This is a genomic window from Sorangium sp. So ce145, assembly GCF_051525985.1.
In the GTDB taxonomy this organism is placed as follows: domain Bacteria; phylum Myxococcota_A; class Polyangia; order Polyangiales; family Polyangiaceae; genus Sorangium; species Sorangium cellulosum_B.
The window spans coordinates 6,370,688-6,386,405 of sequence record NZ_CP150315.1; the positions used below are offsets into that span (position 1 = coordinate 6,370,688).

The 15,718-nt window shown below is 70.7% G+C and carries 15 protein-coding genes; 14 read left to right on the forward strand and 1 reads right to left on the reverse strand.

Going from position 1 to position 15,718, the window contains the following annotated elements:
• The first annotated feature begins 90 nt into the window (after positions 1–90).
• From WMF34_RS23325 to WMF34_RS23390, 14 genes are all read left to right on the forward strand, one after another.
• A complete protein-coding gene (locus WMF34_RS23325) occupies positions 91–3,126 on the forward strand; it encodes a TAT-variant-translocated molybdopterin oxidoreductase (protein ID WP_437994586.1) in 3,036 nt (1,011 codons plus the stop codon).
• Positions 3,123–4,469, forward strand: coding sequence for an NrfD/PsrC family molybdoenzyme membrane anchor subunit (gene nrfD, locus WMF34_RS23330; protein WP_437994587.1), 1,347 nt, complete (start codon positions 3,123–3,125; stop codon positions 4,467–4,469). The genes WMF34_RS23325 and nrfD overlap by 4 nt, the downstream gene beginning before the upstream one ends.
• Position 4,470: 1 nt before the next feature.
• Positions 4,471–5,013, forward strand: a complete 543-nt coding sequence (locus WMF34_RS23335; protein WP_437994588.1) for a DUF3341 domain-containing protein — start codon at positions 4,471–4,473, stop codon at positions 5,011–5,013.
• Positions 5,010–5,642: a c-type cytochrome gene (locus tag WMF34_RS23340; RefSeq protein ID WP_437994589.1), complete on the forward strand. Its 633-nt coding sequence runs from the start codon at positions 5,010–5,012 to the stop codon at positions 5,640–5,642. Before WMF34_RS23335 ends, WMF34_RS23340 begins: the two co-directional genes overlap by 4 nt.
• A complete protein-coding gene (locus tag WMF34_RS23345; protein ID WP_012237152.1) occupies positions 5,639–6,826 on the forward strand; it encodes a hypothetical protein in 1,188 nt (395 codons plus the stop codon). The genes WMF34_RS23340 and WMF34_RS23345 overlap by 4 nt, the downstream gene beginning before the upstream one ends.
• Complete coding sequence (locus WMF34_RS23350) at positions 6,823–7,215, forward strand: hypothetical protein (protein WP_437994590.1); 393 nt, start codon at positions 6,823–6,825, stop codon at positions 7,213–7,215. The genes WMF34_RS23345 and WMF34_RS23350 overlap by 4 nt, the downstream gene beginning before the upstream one ends.
• Positions 7,215–8,051, forward strand: a complete 837-nt coding sequence (locus WMF34_RS23355) for an SCO family protein (RefSeq protein ID WP_437994591.1) — start codon at positions 7,215–7,217, stop codon at positions 8,049–8,051. The genes WMF34_RS23350 and WMF34_RS23355 overlap by 1 nt, the downstream gene beginning before the upstream one ends.
• On the forward strand, positions 8,048–9,136 hold the full coding sequence (coxB, locus tag WMF34_RS23360; RefSeq protein WP_437994592.1) for a cytochrome c oxidase subunit II: 1,089 nt from the start codon (positions 8,048–8,050) through the stop codon (positions 9,134–9,136). The genes WMF34_RS23355 and coxB overlap by 4 nt, the downstream gene beginning before the upstream one ends.
• Positions 9,133–10,791: a cytochrome c oxidase subunit I gene (locus tag WMF34_RS23365; protein ID WP_437994593.1), complete on the forward strand. Its 1,659-nt coding sequence runs from the start codon at positions 9,133–9,135 to the stop codon at positions 10,789–10,791. Before coxB ends, WMF34_RS23365 begins: the two co-directional genes overlap by 4 nt.
• Positions 10,766–11,428 (forward strand): cytochrome c oxidase subunit 3, encoded by a 663-nt coding sequence (locus WMF34_RS23370; protein ID WP_012237157.1) that lies wholly within the window; start codon positions 10,766–10,768, stop codon positions 11,426–11,428. Before WMF34_RS23365 ends, WMF34_RS23370 begins: the two co-directional genes overlap by 26 nt.
• A gap of 26 nt (positions 11,429–11,454) precedes the next feature.
• Complete coding sequence (locus tag WMF34_RS23375) at positions 11,455–11,787, forward strand: cytochrome C oxidase subunit IV family protein (protein ID WP_012237158.1); 333 nt, start codon at positions 11,455–11,457, stop codon at positions 11,785–11,787.
• Positions 11,788–12,150: 363 nt separating this feature from the next.
• Entirely contained in the window at positions 12,151–12,858 is a 708-nt protein-coding gene (locus WMF34_RS23380; RefSeq protein WP_012237159.1) for a hypothetical protein, read from the forward strand.
• A 218-nt stretch (positions 12,859–13,076) separates the two neighbouring features.
• Complete coding sequence (locus WMF34_RS23385; RefSeq protein ID WP_437994594.1) at positions 13,077–14,114, forward strand: hypothetical protein; 1,038 nt, start codon at positions 13,077–13,079, stop codon at positions 14,112–14,114.
• A 70-nt stretch (positions 14,115–14,184) separates the two neighbouring features.
• Positions 14,185–14,991 carry a ferritin-like domain-containing protein gene (locus tag WMF34_RS23390; protein WP_437994595.1) on the forward strand — a complete coding sequence of 269 codons (807 nt, stop codon included), beginning with the start codon at positions 14,185–14,187 and terminating at the stop codon, positions 14,989–14,991.
• Between the two features lie 65 nt (positions 14,992–15,056).
• Here WMF34_RS23390 and WMF34_RS23395 read toward each other — a convergent pair whose 3' ends face one another.
• Positions 15,057–15,569, reverse strand: a complete 513-nt coding sequence (locus tag WMF34_RS23395) for a GNAT family N-acetyltransferase (protein ID WP_437994596.1) — start codon at positions 15,567–15,569, stop codon at positions 15,057–15,059.
• Positions 15,570–15,718: the final 149 nt, after the last annotated feature.

Consider the following 15,718-nt stretch of genomic DNA (forward strand, 5'->3'; position numbering starts at 1 on the left):
GAGCGCGAGAGGACGAGGGGCCATGGGCGGCCAGCAGCGGAGCGCCGTCAGGGCGGCGGCGCGGATCCAACGATGACCTGAAGAGGGACGATGGCTGATCAGAAACAGATCCCGTGGAGCGCCGCGCTCGACGGCAAGACGGGTAAAGCGTACTGGCGCAGCCTCGCGGAGCTCCTCGAGTCACCAGAGCTCCTCGAGGCCGCGGCGCGGGAACTCCCGGCGGGCGCGGGCAATCCGGCCACGATGAGCCGGCGGCGCTGGCTCGAGCTCCTCGGCGCGAGCATGGCGCTCGCCGGCGTGTCCGGGTGCAGAGCGAGGGCTGGGGACAACATCGTCCCTTACGTGACGACGCCGCCCGAGGTGACGCCGGGCGTGCTCCGGTATTACGCCACCAGCCTGGATCTCGACGGGTTCGCGACGGGCATCCTCGTCGAGAGCCACGAGGGGCGGCCGACGAAGGTCGAGGGCAATCCGCAGCACCCGGCGAGCCTCGGCTCGACCGGCGTCTACGAGCAAGCGTCGGTGCTCGGCCTCTACGATCAGCACCGCGCGCGCGCGGCGCGCCGCGGCGCGGCCCTGGCGACGTGGCGCGCGTTCGTCCAGCAGTTCGAGGGCGCCCGGAGCGATCGCGGCGCCGGGCTCCGGTTCGTCCTTCGGCCCACCGGCTCTCCGCTCCTCCTCGACCTCATCGGCCGCGTCCAGGCGCGCTATCCGGCGGCCCGGTTCACGTTCTACGCGCCCGCTCGGTCGGCGCACCCGGCGCGCGGGGCCGAGCTCGCCTTCGGCGCTCCGCTCCAGGCGCAGTACGACTTCCGGACAGCCGACGTCATCCTCGCGCTCGACGCCGACTTCCTCGCGTCGATGCCGTTCAGCGTGCGGTATTCGCGCCAGTTCGCGGAGCGCAGGCGCATCGGCTCGCCGACAGGCACCATGAACCGGCTCTATGTGATCGAGCCCGGGCTGACCCCGACGGGGAGCATGGCCGATCACCGCCTGCGCAAGCGGCCGAGCGACGTACCGGCGATCGCCGCGGCGATCGCGGCCGAGCTGCTCCTGACCGAGGGCGCTCGCCCGGGGCTCATCCCTCCTCAGGCGCTCGGCGCGCTCGATCCGCTCCGGGCGCGGGTCAGCGAGGCGGAGAGGCGCTTCGCCCGGGCGGTGGCGCGCGACCTCGCGCGCGGGGGCGCGGCGAGCGTCGTCGTCGCGGGGGAGCGGCAGCCTCCCGCGGTGCACGCGCTCGCGCACCTCATGAACGCGGCGCTCCGCAACGACCGCGCGGCGTGGACCACCGCGGGGACCTTGATCACGGCGGGCGCCGCCGAGCAGGACCTCACGGCGCTCGCCGAGGAGCTCCGCCGCGGCGCCGTCGATACCCTCGTGCTCCTCGAGAGCAACGTGGTGTACACGGCGCCCGCGGATCTCGAGCTCGCGGCACGGCTCCCCTCCGTCCCGAGCCGGGTCTACCTCGGGCTCTACGAGGACGAGACCGCCGCGGGCTGCGACTGGTTCGTTCCCGCCGCGCACGATCTCGAGGCCTGGGGAGACGCGCGCGCGTACGACGGCACGATCTCGCTGATCCAGCCGCTCATCGAGCCGCTCTTCCAGGGCAGGACCGCCGCCGAGGTGCTCGCGGTGTTCGCGGGCGAGACGCAGAAGAGCGCGCGCGACCTCCTGCGCGACGCCTGGGCCGCGCGCCGGGGCGGCGCCGATTTCGATGCGTTCTGGGAGGACGCGCTCCGGCGCGGGCTCGTCGAGGGCACCGCGGCCCCGCGCGAGGACGCCACGCTGCGGCTCGACGGGGTGATCGCGGCGCTCACGCAGCTCGTGGCGGCGGCCCCGCCGAAGGCGGACGCCATCGAGGTCGCCTTCTCGGCCGGCGCGAGCGTCTATGACGGCCGGTTCGCCAACAACCCGTGGCTCCTCGAGCTGCCCGATCCCATGACCAAGCTCACCTGGGACAACGCCGCGCTGCTCAGCCCGGCGACGGCGAAGGCGCTCGGCGTCGAGAGCGAGGATGTCGTCGATCTCGAGCTCGGGGGGCGAACGATGTCGATACCGGTCCTCGTCGCGCCAGGGCACGCCGATGGCACGGTGTCGCTTTCGCTCGGTTACGGGCGCAGCGGCGCCGAGTCGATCGCCGCGGGGGTGGGGTCCGACGCGTACCGGCTCCGCACCGCGGCCGCGCCCTTCTTCGCGGCAGGCGCCTCGGTGACGAAGCGGCCGGACCAGAAGCACAAGCTCGCCCTGACGCAGCGGCACTGGAGCCTGGAGGGGCGCCCCATAGCGCTCTCGGTCCCCCTCGCCGTCTACCGCGAGCGCCCCGACTTCACGGAGGCGCTCAAGGGGCCACAGCCGTCCCTCATGCCCCCGATGCCTCCCCCCGGGGCGCCGAAGGACCAATGGGCCATGACGATCGATCTCACGATCTGCACCGGCTGCAGCGCGTGCGTCACCGCGTGCCAGGCCGAGAACAACGTCGTCGTGGTGGGCAAGGAGGAGGTCCTGAACAGCCGCGAGATGCACTGGCTCCGCATCGACACGTACGTGGTGGACAACCCGCGAGACCCGCGCGACCCGGCCGTCGTCCACCAGCCCATGCTGTGCCAGCACTGCGAAAAGGCGCCGTGCGAGTACGTGTGTCCCGTGAACGCGACGACGCACAGCCCCGACGGGCTCAACGAGATGACGTACAACCGCTGCGTCGGGACGCGGTTCTGCTCGAACAACTGCCCGTACAAGGTCCGCCGCTTCAACTGGTTCGATTACGGCGAGCTCCGCGCGTACAACACGGGGCTCACGAAGCTCCAGCGCAACCCCGACGTGACGGTGCGGGAGCGCGGCGTCATGGAGAAGTGCACCTATTGCGTCCAGCGGATCCGCCGGGCGGAGATCGCCGCGCGGGTGGAAGAGCGCGCGATCCGCCCCGGAGAGGTCGTCACCGCGTGCCAGCAGGCCTGTCCGACGCAGGCGATCCAGTTCGGCTCCCTCGCGCACGGAGAGACAGCGATGGTGGCGTGGCGGGGCGAGCCGCGGAGCTACGCGGTGCTCCACGACCAGGGCACCCGGCCGAGGACCATGTACCTCGCGCGCGTCGACAACAAGAACCCGGAGCTCGACAAGCCGTGACGGAGCCCCTCATCCTCGGCCGGCCAACCGACGAGGAGCTCTCCGAAGAGCTCCTGTCGGTCGTCTGGAAGCCGCGGTCCAGGCTGTGGTGGGCGGCGTTCGCCCTGACCGGCGCCGGGACGGTCGTGCTCGCGCTCGCCATCCTCTACACCGTCACCACCGGCATCGGTGTCTGGGGAAACAACATCCCGGTGGGCTGGGCGTTCGGGATCATCAACTTCGTGTTCTGGATCGGCATCGGCCACGCGGGGACGTTCATCTCCGCGATCCTGCTCCTCCTCGAGCAGCGCTGGCGCACGAGCATCAACCGGTTCGCCGAGGCGATGACCCTCTTCGCCGTCGTCCAGGCGGGCCTCTTTCCGCTCCTGCACCTCGGCCGGCCGTGGTTCGCCTACTGGCTCGTCCCCTACCCCGCGACCCTGAGGGTATGGCCCCAGTTCAAGAGCGCGCTGCCGTGGGACGCCGCGGCCGTGTTCACGTACTTCACGGTCTCTCTCGTCTTCTGGTACATCGGGCTCATCCCCGACTTCGCGGCCCTCCGCGACCGGGCCCCGAGCCGCCTCCGCCGGATCGTCTACGGCGTCCTGTCGCTCGGCTGGCGCGGCTCCGCTGTCACCTTTCGTCACTACCGGCTCCTCTACGGGTTGCTCGCCGGGCTCGCGACGCCGCTCGTGCTCTCGGTGCACTCGATCGTGAGCACCGATTTCGCGATGGCGCTCGTCCCGGGCTGGCACTCGACCATCTTCCCCCCGTTCTTCGTCGCCGGGGCCATCTTCTCCGGGTTCGCGATGGTGCTGACGCTGCTCATCCCGGCGCGCCGCATCTTCCACCTGGGGAACGTCGTCACCCAGCGCCACATCGACAACCTGAGCAAGCTGGCGCTCGTCACCGCCTGGATCGTCATCTACTCGTACATCATCGAGCTCTTCGCCGCCTGGTACAGCGGATCGGCATACGAGATCTACCAGTTCTTCGCCGCGCGCCCCGCCGGGCCGAACGCCGCGATCTTCTGGGCGCAGATGATCTGCAACGTGCTCGTCCCCCAGCTGCTCTGGTTCCCGCGGGTCCGGAGGAACATGCCCTTGCTCTGGATCATCTCGATCCTCCTGAACGTCGGGATGTGGTCCGAGCGGTTCGTGATCATCGTCATGGGGCTGCAGCGCGAGTTCATCCCGTCGGCGTGGCACGCCTACCACCCGACGTACGTCGATATCTCGATGTTCATCGGGACGATCTGCTTCTTCCTGCTGCTCGTCCTGATCTTCCTCCGCCTCTTCCCGTTCATCCCCGTGGCCGAGGTCAAGGAGCTGAACCACGAGCTCAGCCACAAGGAGGATCACTGAGATGAGGAGAGGACTGCTCGCCGAGTTCGAGACGCCCGAGGCGATGCTCCTGGCGATCGCGGAGCTCAGGAGCCGGGGATACCGGCGGCTCGACGCGTTCACGCCGTACCCGATCCACGGCATCGACGAGGCGCTCGGGCTCCGCCGCTCGCCGCTCAACTGGATCATCCTGCCCTTCGCGCTCGCGGGCACCGCGGGCGGCTACCTCGTCCAGTGGTTCTGCAATGCGTTCGACTACCCGCTCATCGTGGGCGGGCGGCCGGCGCACGCGGCCCTGGCCTTCATACCGATCACCTTCGAGATGATGGTGCTCTCGGCCGCCCTCACCGGGTTCGTCGTGCTGCTCGTCCTCGCCCGGCTTCCCGAGCTCTGGCACCCGGTGTTCGACGTCCCCGGGTTCGAGCGCGCCTCCATCGATCGGTTCTGGGTCGGCATCGACGCCCGCGATCCGGCGCTCATCAGCCCCCTCACCGAGCGCGATCTCACCGATCTCGGCGCCATCACCGTGGCCTGGGCCGGAAAGAACGGAAAGGAGCGCTCATGACGCGCGGACGGCTCCTCTCGCTCTCCTGCCTGGCCGCGGTGCTCTGCCTCTCGTGCACGCCGGTGACCACGGCCGACGCCGAGCCCGGCGACGCTGACCTCTTGGATCTCGAGCGCATGCTCAGGCAGCGGCGCTTCGCGCCCTACCAGCCGACAGACCTCTTCGACGACGGCTCGGTCATGCGCCACCCCCCGGCGGGCGCCGTGCCGAACGACCGCGTGACCGGCGATCCCGGGCTCACCCAGGGGTTCACGGGCGAAACGTACGTGGCGCGCATCCCGGTCCCGGTGACCATCGAGCTGCTCCAGTACGGGAAGGAGCGCTTCGAGATCCACTGCGCCGCCTGCCACGGTGTCGCCGGAGATGGAGAGTCGGAGGTCGCGCGCAACATGACGCTGCGGCGCCCGCCGTCCCTCGTCGACCCGCGCGTGCAGGCGTTCCCGCCCGGCCGCATCTACCGGGTCATCGTCGAGGGCTACGGCCTCATGCGCTCGTACGAGACGCAGGTCCCGCTGATGGAGCGCTGGGCGATCGTGGCCTATGTGAAGGCACTCGGGAAGAGCCGCGCCACCGCGCTCGACGCGCTCCCCCCGCCCCTCCGCGAGCGCGCCCGGAAGGAGCTCCAGTGAACCGGCGATTCCCCATCTTCCGGGGCGGCCGCGCGATCGTGTCGAGGTCCCTCGGCCTCGCGCTCCTCGGCGCCCTGTTCCTCGTCGTCGGCGCGTTCGTGGACCGGGAGCGGCTCTTCTACGCCTACCTCGCGGCCTACGCCTTCGCCGTGACCACGGCGGTCGGGGCGCTCCTGTTTCTCATGATCTGCCACGCCATGGCCGCGACATGGCCGGTGGCCGTCCGCCGCCTCGCGGAGGCGATCGTCGGGACGCTGCCGCTCCTCTGCGCGCTGTTCGTCCCGCTCCTGTTCGGCCTCGGCGCGCTCTACGGGGAGTGGCTCCGCCCCGAGTCGATCCCCGACGAGCACGTCCGATCCATCGTGCTCCATAAGACGCCTTACCTGAACCTCCCCTTCTTCCTCGTGAGGACGGGGATCTACTTCACGGTGTGGCTCGTCTTCGGCGCCCTGCTCCGGCGCGGCTCGATCCAGGGCGACGCGACCCCGGCGCTCGCGGACAGCCGGCGTCTCCGCGTGATCAGCGTCGCCGGCCTCCCGCCCGTCGCGCTCACGCTCTCGTTCGCGGCCTTCGACTGGCTCATGTCCCTCGCGCCGACGTGGGTGTCGACGATGTTCCCCGTCTACGTGTTCGCCGGCGGCTTCGTCGCGGCGATCGCGCTGCTCACGGTGCTCGCGTTCGCCGCCGAGCGCGCCGGGCTCCTGCCCGGGCTGAACGCGTCGCACTACTACGCGCTCGGCCGGCTCCTCCTCGCGTTCACCATCTTCTGGGCCTACGCCGCGTTCTTCCAGCTCCTGCTGATATGGATCGCGAACAGGCCCGAAGAGGTGGAGTTCTACGTGCACCGCGCCCACGGCCCGTGGGCGGTCATGTCCGTCGTCCTCGTGCTCACGCGGTTCGTGATCCCCTTCCTGATCCTGCTCAATTACAGGATCAAGCGGCGCCCGGCCTGGCTGTCGGCCGTCGCCGCCTGGATCTTCGTCGCGCATTACCTCGACATGCACTGGCTCGTCGCGCCCGAGGTCCCCGGCGCTCGCGCGCCGTTCCACTGGCTCGACGCGGCGGCGCTCCTCGCCGTGGTCGGCTCGTGCGTCGCGTTCACCGTGCTGCGGGTGCGCGGCAAGCCGCTCGTCCCCGTCAACGACCCGGCGCTGCCGGCCGCCTTCCGCTACGAGAGCGTATGACATCCAACTATCGCCGTCCCGACGTGCACCAGGAAGAGGATGTCGTCCAGTGGAAGACGATCCTCGCCGTCGCGCTCGCCGTCGTCGTGATCTTCATCGTCCTGGGCCTCTGGGCCTGGATGCTCATGCGCGGGCGCGAGGCGGAGCTCCGCCCCGCGGGGAAGAGCGCCGAGCGCGGCAGGGAGATCTCCCTGCCGCGCGGCGAGGTGGCCGGGGTGGATCAGCGCATCTTCCGGCGCGAGGAGATGGGCGAAGAGGGCGTCGGCACGGCGCTGAACCGCCGGAAGCGCGAGGAGCTCGGCCGCTTCGGCTGGGCCGACCAGAGCCGCGGGCTCGCGCAGATCCCGATCGAGGATGCGATGAATCTCGTCGTGGAGGAGAGCCGCTGATGAGGATGCAACACCTGTCCACAACGGCGTTCCTCGCGCTCGTGCTCGCGCGCGCGCCGGTCGCGGCCGCCGCCGATCCGCCGTCGCTCCCGCCCGCCGCGCGCGAGGCGGACATCGACGAGCGCCTCGGGAGCGCCATCGACACGGCGCTCCCCTTCACCGACATGGACGGGCGGCGCGCCCCGCTCGGCGAGCACTTCGACGGGCGGCGGCCGGTCCTCCTGGTCCTCGCCTATTACCGCTGCCCGACGCTCTGCGGCCTCGTTCTGCGCGGCCTGGTCGCCGGCATGGCGAAGCTCGATTACCGGCTGGGCGAGGACTACCGCGCGCTCACGGTGAGCTTCGATCCGCGGGACACCCCGGCCACCGCGGCGCGGAAGAGGACGGCCGCGCTGTCGGCCCTCGGCCTGGCCGGCGCGCCGACGCCGGAGACCTGGCCCTTCCTGACCGGCGCGCTGCCCGAGATCCGCGCGCTCGCCGGCGATCTCGGCTTCCGGTTCGCGTACGACCCCCAGACGGAGCAGTACGCGCACCCCGCCGCCGTCTTCGTCCTCACGCCGCAGGGCCGCATCTCACGGATCCTCTATGGCATCGAGTTCTCCCCCCTCGATCTCCGCCTCTCGCTCCTCGAGGCGAGCCGGGGGCAGATAGGCACCCCGCTCGAGCGCGTGCTCATGACGTGTTATCGCTACGACCCCGCGAGCCGCCGGTACGGCCCTTATGTGGCCGGCTTCCTGAGGCTCGGCGGGGCCGCCATCCTGGCCTGGGTCGCCGCGGTGGTCGCCTTCTTCGGCTGGCAAGGGCGGCGGCGCAGGAGACTGGAGCGCGCGCGATGAACGAGCTGCTGCGCCAGCTGCTCTTCTTGCCCGAGCAGCGCTCCTCGCTGGCCCGCGAGATCGACGGGCTGCACTACTTCGTCATCCTCGCGACGATGGGCGGCGCCGCCCTCATCACGCTCATCGGCGGGTATTTCCTGATCCGCTATCGCCGGCGGCTCCAGGACACGCCGCGGCCGCACCCCGGGGCGTTCGCGCGGCCGGCGCTCTTCCTCGAGACGGTGTCGCTCTTCGCGCTGGGCTTCCTCTTCCTCACGTTCTGGACCATCGGTACGCGCCAGTTCGCCGACCTGCGCACGGCGCCGGACGACGCGCTCGACGTCTATGTCACGGGGAAGCAGTGGATGTGGAAGTTCGGTTATCCGGGCGGAGACAGCGAGATCTCGGTGCTCTACGTCCCCGCGCACAGGCCGGTCCGGCTCATCATGACGTCGCGCGACGTCATCCACAGCTTCTACGTGCCCGCGTTCCGCATCAAGCAGGACGTCATCCCTGGCCGGTACACCACGGCCTGGTTCGAGGCGAACGAGCCCGGCGCTTACCCCATCCTCTGCACGGAGTTCTGCGGCACGAGCCACTCCGAGATGCGCGGCCAGGTGATCGCGCTCGACCCGGTCGACTACGAGCGCTGGCTCGCGGGCGGCCTGGCGAGCGCCCCGGCGTTCGCGCAGGAGGCCGCCGCCGAGGCGGAGAACGAGCTCGCCGAGGCGGAGCCGACGATGCCGAGCCGCGGCGAGCGCGCCGCCGCGAAGCACGGCTGCCTCCGCTGCCACACCCTCGACGGAACACCGCACGTCGGCCCGAGCTGGGCCGGGCTCTACCGCGCCGTCGTACCGCTCGAGTCCGGCGGCGAGCGCGTCGCCGACGAGGCCTACATCACGGAGTCGATCATGGATCCGCTCGCCGCGGTGCACCGCGGGTTCCCGCCGGTCATGCCGTCCTTTCTCGGACAGATCACGCCGCCCGACGTCGCCGCGATCATCGAGCTCATGAAATCGATCCGCGACGTCCCTCACGGCCCCGACGTGCCGTGGGACGGCGGGGTCCCCGGGAGCAGCGTCACGCCGGAGGGGGTAACGCCATGATCGCCCACGAGGTCGAGGGGACAGCGCCCGTCCACGGCGCGCACGAGGTCGATTATCTCCGCGCCGGCGCGGGCGTGCGGTCGTGGCTGCTCACGACCGATCACAAGCGCATCGGGCTCATGTTCTACGTGCTCGTGGTGCTGATGCTCCTGCTCGGCGGCGCCTTCGCGCTGGTCCTCCGGACCGAGCTCCTGACCCCCGGGCCCACCGTGATCAGCGCGGCGGTCTACAACCGCATGTTCACGCTCCACGGCGTGGTCATGGTCTGGCTCTTCATGATCCCGTCGATCCCGAACATCTTCGGGAACTTCGTCCTCCCGCTCATGATCGGCGCCAAGGATCTCGCCTTCCCGCGCCTCAACCTGGCGAGCCTCTACGTCTACGCGATCGGCGCCGTCGTCACGCTGGCGGCGACGATCGCCGGGGGCGCCGACACCGGCTGGACGTTCTACCCGCCGTACAGCACGACCACGCCCGCGGGCGTCCTGCCGGTCGTGATAGGCATCTTCATCCTCGGCGCCTCGTCGATCATGACGGCGGTGAATTTCATCGCCACGACCCACACGATGCGCGCCCGCGGGATCAGCTGGGGACGCGTGCCGCTCTTCGTGTGGGCCATCTACAGCACGAGCATCATCATGCTGCTCGCGACGCCCGTCCTCGGCCTGACGATCCTGCTCGTCGGGCTGGACCACATCTACCATTTCGGCGTCTTCGATCCGACGCTCGGCGGCGATCCCGTGCTGTTCCAGCACCTGTTCTGGTTCTACTCCCACCCTGCCGTCTACATCATGGTGCTCCCGGCGCTCGGGGTCGTCAGCGAGGTGGTCTGCACCTTCGCGCAGCGGCAGCCGGCGTCCTACTGGGCGATCGCCCTCTCGTCGTTCGGCATCGCGTTGATCGGGTTCGCGGGGTGGGGGCACCACATGTTCGTGGCCGGGATGAGCGAGCTCGACGCCGGGATCTTCGGCGCGTTCTCGATGTTCATCGCGATCTTCTCCGCCATCAAGGTCTTCACCTGGGTGGCGACGCTGCACAGGGGGGCCATCCAGTTCAACACCCCGATGCTCTATTTCTTCTGGTTCCTGTTCCTCTTCGTCTTCGGCGGCATGACGGGCGTCGCCGTGGCCACGCAGTCGCTCGACGTCCACTGGCACGACACCTATTTCGTCGTCGCCCACTTCCATTTCATCATGGTGGGCGGCACGCTCACCGCGTTCCTCGCGGCGGCGCACTACTGGTTCCCCAAGATGTTCGGCCGCGCCTACTCGGAGCCGATGGGGCTGCTCACGTCGTTCGGGGTGTTCCTTGGGTTCATCCTGACGTTCCTCCCCCAGTTCCTGGCGGGCAACGCCGGGATGCCGCGCCGCTATTACAGCTATCCGGCGCAGTACCAGTGGCTGAACGTCCTCTCGACGGGCGGGGCCTACCTGCTCGCGGGCGCGCTCGTGCTCGCGCTGGTGAACCTCCTCATCGCCCTGCGCTGGGGGCCGCGCGCCAGCGCCAATCCATGGAGGTCCCGGAGCTACGAGTGGCTGACGCCGCCCATCCCGCCGGAGCACAACTTCCCCGTGACGCCGGTCATCGATCGCGGCCCGTACGATTACCACCTGACCGAAGAGGAAGCCCATGCCCGAGTCTCAACCGCCCGCTGAGCAGCTCGCGCCGGCGCGGCTGGCCATGCAGTTCGAGGATCTCGAGAAGCAGACCCACGCCGCGCATTTCGGCATGTGGATCTTCCTCGCCAGCGAGGTCCTGCTCTTCGCCGGGCTCTTCGCCCTCTACGCCTCCTACCGCGCGGTCTTCGGCCACGAGTTCAGCGCCGGCGTCGCGCACAACAACGCCGTCATCGGGACCGCGAACACCGCGATCCTCCTGACGAGCAGCCTGCTCGTCGCGCTGAGCGTCTACGCCGTGCGCCTCGACCGGCCCACGATGGCCGGCCGCCTCCTGCTCGGCGCCATCGCGCTCGGCCTCGCCTTCCTCGTGCTGAAGGGCGTCGAGTACACCCAGCACTTCCACGAGGGGATCTTCCCCGGCTCGGCCTACCGCTTCGAGGAGCTCCCGCAGGCCGGCGCGAAGATGTTCTTCACCCTCTATTTCCTGACGACCGGGCTCCACGCGATCCACGTCACGGCGGGGCTCGTGGTCCTCGGCTGGCTCACGTGGGGGTGCTTCCGGCGCCGGTACGGCGCGGGCAACGACACGCACATCGAGCTCGGCGGCCTCTACTGGCACCTGGTCGACGTGATCTGGATATTCCTCTGGCCGATGCTCTACCTGATGCACTGATGCACCGCTAACGGCACGTTGCGCCCATGACCGTCAAGCACCTCTCCTCGCGGACCTACGTGATCGTCTGGCTCCTCCTGATGGGGCTGACGCTGGCGTCGTACCTCCTCTCGCTGGCCCACCTCGGCGCGGCCGACGTCGTCGCGGCGCTGCTCATCGCCACGGCGAAGACGCTGCTCGTGCTGCTCTTCTTCATGCATCTCATCGAGCAGCGCTTCACGAACGCCCTCCCCATGATCGTGGCGGCGCTCCTCGTCGGCCTGATGCTCACGCTGATGCTCAGCGACGTGACGAGCCGCCAGGCGATCTTGCAGCGGCCGATCCCGCTGCCCCGGCCTCCCGCGACCGCGCCCCGATGACGGCCGCGCCCCGGTGATCCGTCCGTCGCGCGAGCGCGCCCGCCGGCGCGGGGCCGAGCGCGCCCGCCGGCGCGGGGCGTAGCGCGCCCGCCCGCGCGGGGCCGAGCGCGCCGTCGTCGCGCGGCGACGGGCGCTCGCCGACGTCGCGCGTCGCGATGGGCGCGCGGCCGAGCTCGCCGGGGCGACGCAGGAGCTCGGCTGCCGTCGGAGGGCGCGCGACGCCGATCTCATCGCATCGGGCGCCCCTCACATGGCCTATCCGCCGCCCTGTTTCAGGCCTACAAACACGTGCTCTCGGTGCCGCGCGACGGCCCTGCGGAAGGGTGTCTGCGCCTCCGGCATTGAACGTTCGTAGGAGCGATCATGAAGACGTGGATTGGGCGGGCCGCGGTCCTGTGCGGCCTCACCGCGGCCGCGTGCACGCCCGGCCCGGCGGACGCGCCATGGCTCGCGGAGGGGGACGGATCTCTGGCGCTGGACTGGGCGGCGGCCTCTCCGACGGCGTTCCGCGGCGCCCCCGGGAACGTCGACCCGAGCGCGCCGTGCTCCGCGCGGGTCCTCTTCACGGAGGCCTTCGCGGACAACACGACCCGGTGGAGCCTCGCGGCGGGGTGGGAGATCGGGCCGGCGAGGGCGTCGAGCGACCAGCGCGCGGGGTTCCCCGATCCGGCGAGCGATCACACCGGGGCCGGCGACGACGGCGTGGCGGGCGTGGTCCTCGGCGGCAGCCCGAGCGTCACCGCGCCGCACCCGCAGCGCTACCTGACCAGCCCCGCCGTCGACGCGCTCGTGAGCGGGCGAGTCACGCTGTCGTTCTGGCGATGGCTGAACACGACCTACCGCAACAAGGCCCGCGTCGAGGTCTTCGACGGATCGCGCTGGCGGATCGTCTACGAGTCTCCGCACGACGATGTCACCGAGTCCGGATGGAAGCGCGTCACCTACGATCTGACGCCCTACAAGAGCCCGAGCCTGCGGGTGCGGTTCGGCTACAGCGCCGTCATCGCCTTCGGCGGCGCGCCCATGTCGGGCTGGAACATCGACGACGTGCAGATCAGCGCCTGCCGCTGAATCGGCTCATGGCCCGAGCGGGAGAGCGCTCGCGGGCTCCCAGGAGCGCTGTGAAAGACACATCCAGGGCGTCATTTTCCATTCCTGCTGACAAATTTTGCTCCCAGGTCCGCCGTGGATCGCCCTGGCACCTCGCTTGCTCGACCCAGCCTTGGAGCGCGCGAGGACGTGACCTTGCGCCAACCTGTGCCAAAGAAAGGACCCGTCGAACCATGCCCATGCAGAAGAAGCGAAAGGTGCTGAAGGCGCCGTTCATCGTCACCGTCGCCGCGGCGGCCTCGCTCGCGGGCGCGGTGGCCCTGCCGGGATGCAATCCCACGGTGACGAGCGGCGGCTGCCCCGAGGCGGCGCCGGAGATCGGATCGAGCTGCGAGGAGGACGGCCTTTCGTGCAATTATGGCAAAGAGTTGTGCGACCTCCCGATCGACAGCACGTGTATGGGCGGGGTGTGGGAACAGGCGCCCACGGTGGCCTGCAACCCGCCATCACCGGAGTGCCCCGTGGAGGTGCCGAAGGCCGGCAGTGCGTGCGAGGAGCGCGGGAAGACCTGCAACTATGACACCACCGGTTGCCCCTCGGTGGTGACGTGCGGTGACGACGGCACGTGGTCCGAGCCGATGTCGCCGGCCTGCAACCCGCCGCCGCCGGAGTGCCCCGTGGAGATGCCGAAGGCCGGCGGCGCCTGCGCGGCGCCCGGGACGACCTGTAACTATGACAACGCCGGTTGCCCTGCGGTGGTGAGCTGCGGTGACGACGCCACGTGGTCCGAACCGATCTCGCCGGCCTGCAACCCGCCGGCGCCGGTGTGTCCCGAGGAGATGCCGACCGACGGGGATCCCTGCGCGGCGGCGAGCGCGCCCTGCCCCTACGAGATGATGACCGGCTGCGGCCCGATACCGACCCAGGCCGTGTGCGTTCAGCAAAAGGACACCTGGAGCTGGCAGGTAGCCGAGATCTTCTGCAATCCGCCGCCCCCCGACGTCTGTTTCACCGTCGCCACCGAGGACGCGTGCGCTGGCCTCGGGCCGGTGTGTCGCTGGCTCACGCCAGGCTGCGGCGACGCCTCGACGACACCCGTGCTGGCCGAGGCGGGCTGCTTCCCGAGCCAGGCTTGCGAGATCGGCGATGCGTGTCCGGAAAGTGCGGGCTGCCAGGAGGTCGTCATCAACCCCTGTTACAAGCAGGCCTGTGACGCGTGCGGCTCGACCATCAAGGTGTGCGCGCCGCCTGGCGGGCGCCCGGGCGCGTCGCCGTGAGCTCGTCCAGGGGCGACGAGCGCCCGTGTCCCGTCTTGCCGCCCCCGGACTCCCCGCCTAGCGTGATCTCATGACGGACGCCTCCGAACCAGAGCACGACAGCGCCGCCGACGCGGAGGCGCCGCGCGGGCAGCGCGCCCCCCTCCCTCCCGCGAGCGACGCGGTGCGCGCCGAGTGGGGGCGGCGCGTGGAGGCCGAGTACCGCTCGGCGGCGATCACGCAGCACCTCACGCTCTGGCTGATCCAGATGGGCGCGTCGCCGGATCTCATCGACGACGGCCTCCGCATCGTCAAGGACGAGCTCGCGCACGCTCGCCTCAGCCATCGCGTCCACGCCCGCGCGGGCGGCGGCGCCTTGCCGGCGCTCCGCCGCGAGACGCTCGGGCTCAGGAGCAGCGGAGACGAGCCGCTCGAGATGGCCGTCGCCCGGGCGGGCGTGGAGGTGTTCTGCCTGGGGGAGACGGTCGCGGTCCCGCTCTTCAAGGTGCTCCGCGAGGGGTGCACCGTGCCTGTCGCGCGCCGGGCGCTCGATCGCATCCTGCGCGACGAGGTGCGGCACCGCGACTTCGGCTGGACGCTGCTCCGTTACCTGCTCGAGCAGCCGTGCGCCCCGGCCGTGCGGCAGCTGGTCGAGCGCGAGCTCCCCGCCATGTTCACGCGGCTTCGCAGGAGCTACATGCCCCCTGGCGGCGCGAGGCGCGCGGCGATGTCCGACGACGACCGCGTCTGGGGCCTGATGCCGCCCGCGCGGTACGGCGAGATCCTGGAGCGCGCCGTGGAGCGGGACTACGCGCCTCGCTTCGGCGAGCACGGCCTCGATGCGACCACCGCGTGGCGCGCGGCGACCGCGTCCGACAGGTCCGCCGCGCCCCCCTGAGCCGGACGGCGGCGGGCGATCTGGCGAGAGGACGCGAGCTCAGGTCGTGAAGACCGGACTCGGGCTCAGGTCGTGAAGACGCCGAACTCGGGGCTGTAGATGATCACGCCTCGGGCGCGCTCCAGCGCCCCCTGCGCGAGCTCGATCACCAGGAACGCCTCGTCCGCCGCGTACTCGTTGCCGAGGCCGTACAGGCTGGCCTTCTCGAACCCGAACCGAGCGTAGTACTCCGGCGCTCCGAGGACGACCGCGAACGCGAAGCCGGCGTCCCTGCACGCCGCGATCCCCCGTCGCGCCAGCGCAGAGCCGATGCCGCAGCCCGCAAGCCCAGGTGAGACCGCGAGCGGCGCGAGGCCGAGGCCTTTGCCGGGGACGCCGTCGCCGGCGATCGTCACGGGGCTGAACAGGACATGTCCGACGATGCCCGTGTCCGTCTCCGCGACCAGCGAGACGGCCGCGCGCCCCGCGTCCCGCAGCCTGTCCACGAGATCCGCCTCGAGCGCCGAGGGGAACGCCGCGAGGTGAACGGCGCGGAGCCCCGCTTCATCACCCGCGCGCTCCGGCCTGACGTCCATCATCGACGCACCCCGCGGGGCCGACGCCCCTCCGCCGCTCGGCCTGCGCGAGGGGCGGCGTCCGGCGCGATCCCCCGCCCGCGAGCCGCGTCAAGCACCAAGGAGGGCGCGGCTATGACAGACCATGTCCCACCGGGCCGACACCTCGATAA

Coding starts and splice junctions, on each gene's coding strand:
- WMF34_RS23325 (WP_437994586.1), top strand. CDS start 91: ATGGCTGATCAGAAACAGATCCCGTGGAGCGCCGCGCTCGACGGCAAG.
- WMF34_RS23335 (WP_437994588.1), top strand. CDS start 4,471: ATGAGGAGAGGACTGCTCGCCGAGTTCGAGACGCCCGAGGCGATGCTC.
- WMF34_RS23340 (WP_437994589.1), top strand. CDS start 5,010: ATGACGCGCGGACGGCTCCTCTCGCTCTCCTGCCTGGCCGCGGTGCTC.
- WMF34_RS23350 (WP_437994590.1), top strand. CDS start 6,823: ATGACATCCAACTATCGCCGTCCCGACGTGCACCAGGAAGAGGATGTC.
- WMF34_RS23355 (WP_437994591.1), top strand. CDS start 7,215: ATGAGGATGCAACACCTGTCCACAACGGCGTTCCTCGCGCTCGTGCTC.
- coxB (WP_437994592.1), top strand. CDS start 8,048: ATGAACGAGCTGCTGCGCCAGCTGCTCTTCTTGCCCGAGCAGCGCTCC.
- WMF34_RS23365 (WP_437994593.1), top strand. CDS start 9,133: ATGATCGCCCACGAGGTCGAGGGGACAGCGCCCGTCCACGGCGCGCAC.
- WMF34_RS23370 (WP_012237157.1), top strand. CDS start 10,766: ATGCCCGAGTCTCAACCGCCCGCTGAGCAGCTCGCGCCGGCGCGGCTG.
- WMF34_RS23375 (WP_012237158.1), top strand. CDS start 11,455: ATGACCGTCAAGCACCTCTCCTCGCGGACCTACGTGATCGTCTGGCTC.
- WMF34_RS23380 (WP_012237159.1), top strand. CDS start 12,151: ATGAAGACGTGGATTGGGCGGGCCGCGGTCCTGTGCGGCCTCACCGCG.
- WMF34_RS23385 (WP_437994594.1), top strand. CDS start 13,077: ATGCAGAAGAAGCGAAAGGTGCTGAAGGCGCCGTTCATCGTCACCGTC.
- WMF34_RS23390 (WP_437994595.1), top strand. CDS start 14,185: ATGACGGACGCCTCCGAACCAGAGCACGACAGCGCCGCCGACGCGGAG.
- WMF34_RS23395 (WP_437994596.1), bottom strand. CDS start 15,569: ATGATGGACGTCAGGCCGGAGCGCGCGGGTGATGAAGCGGGGCTCCGC.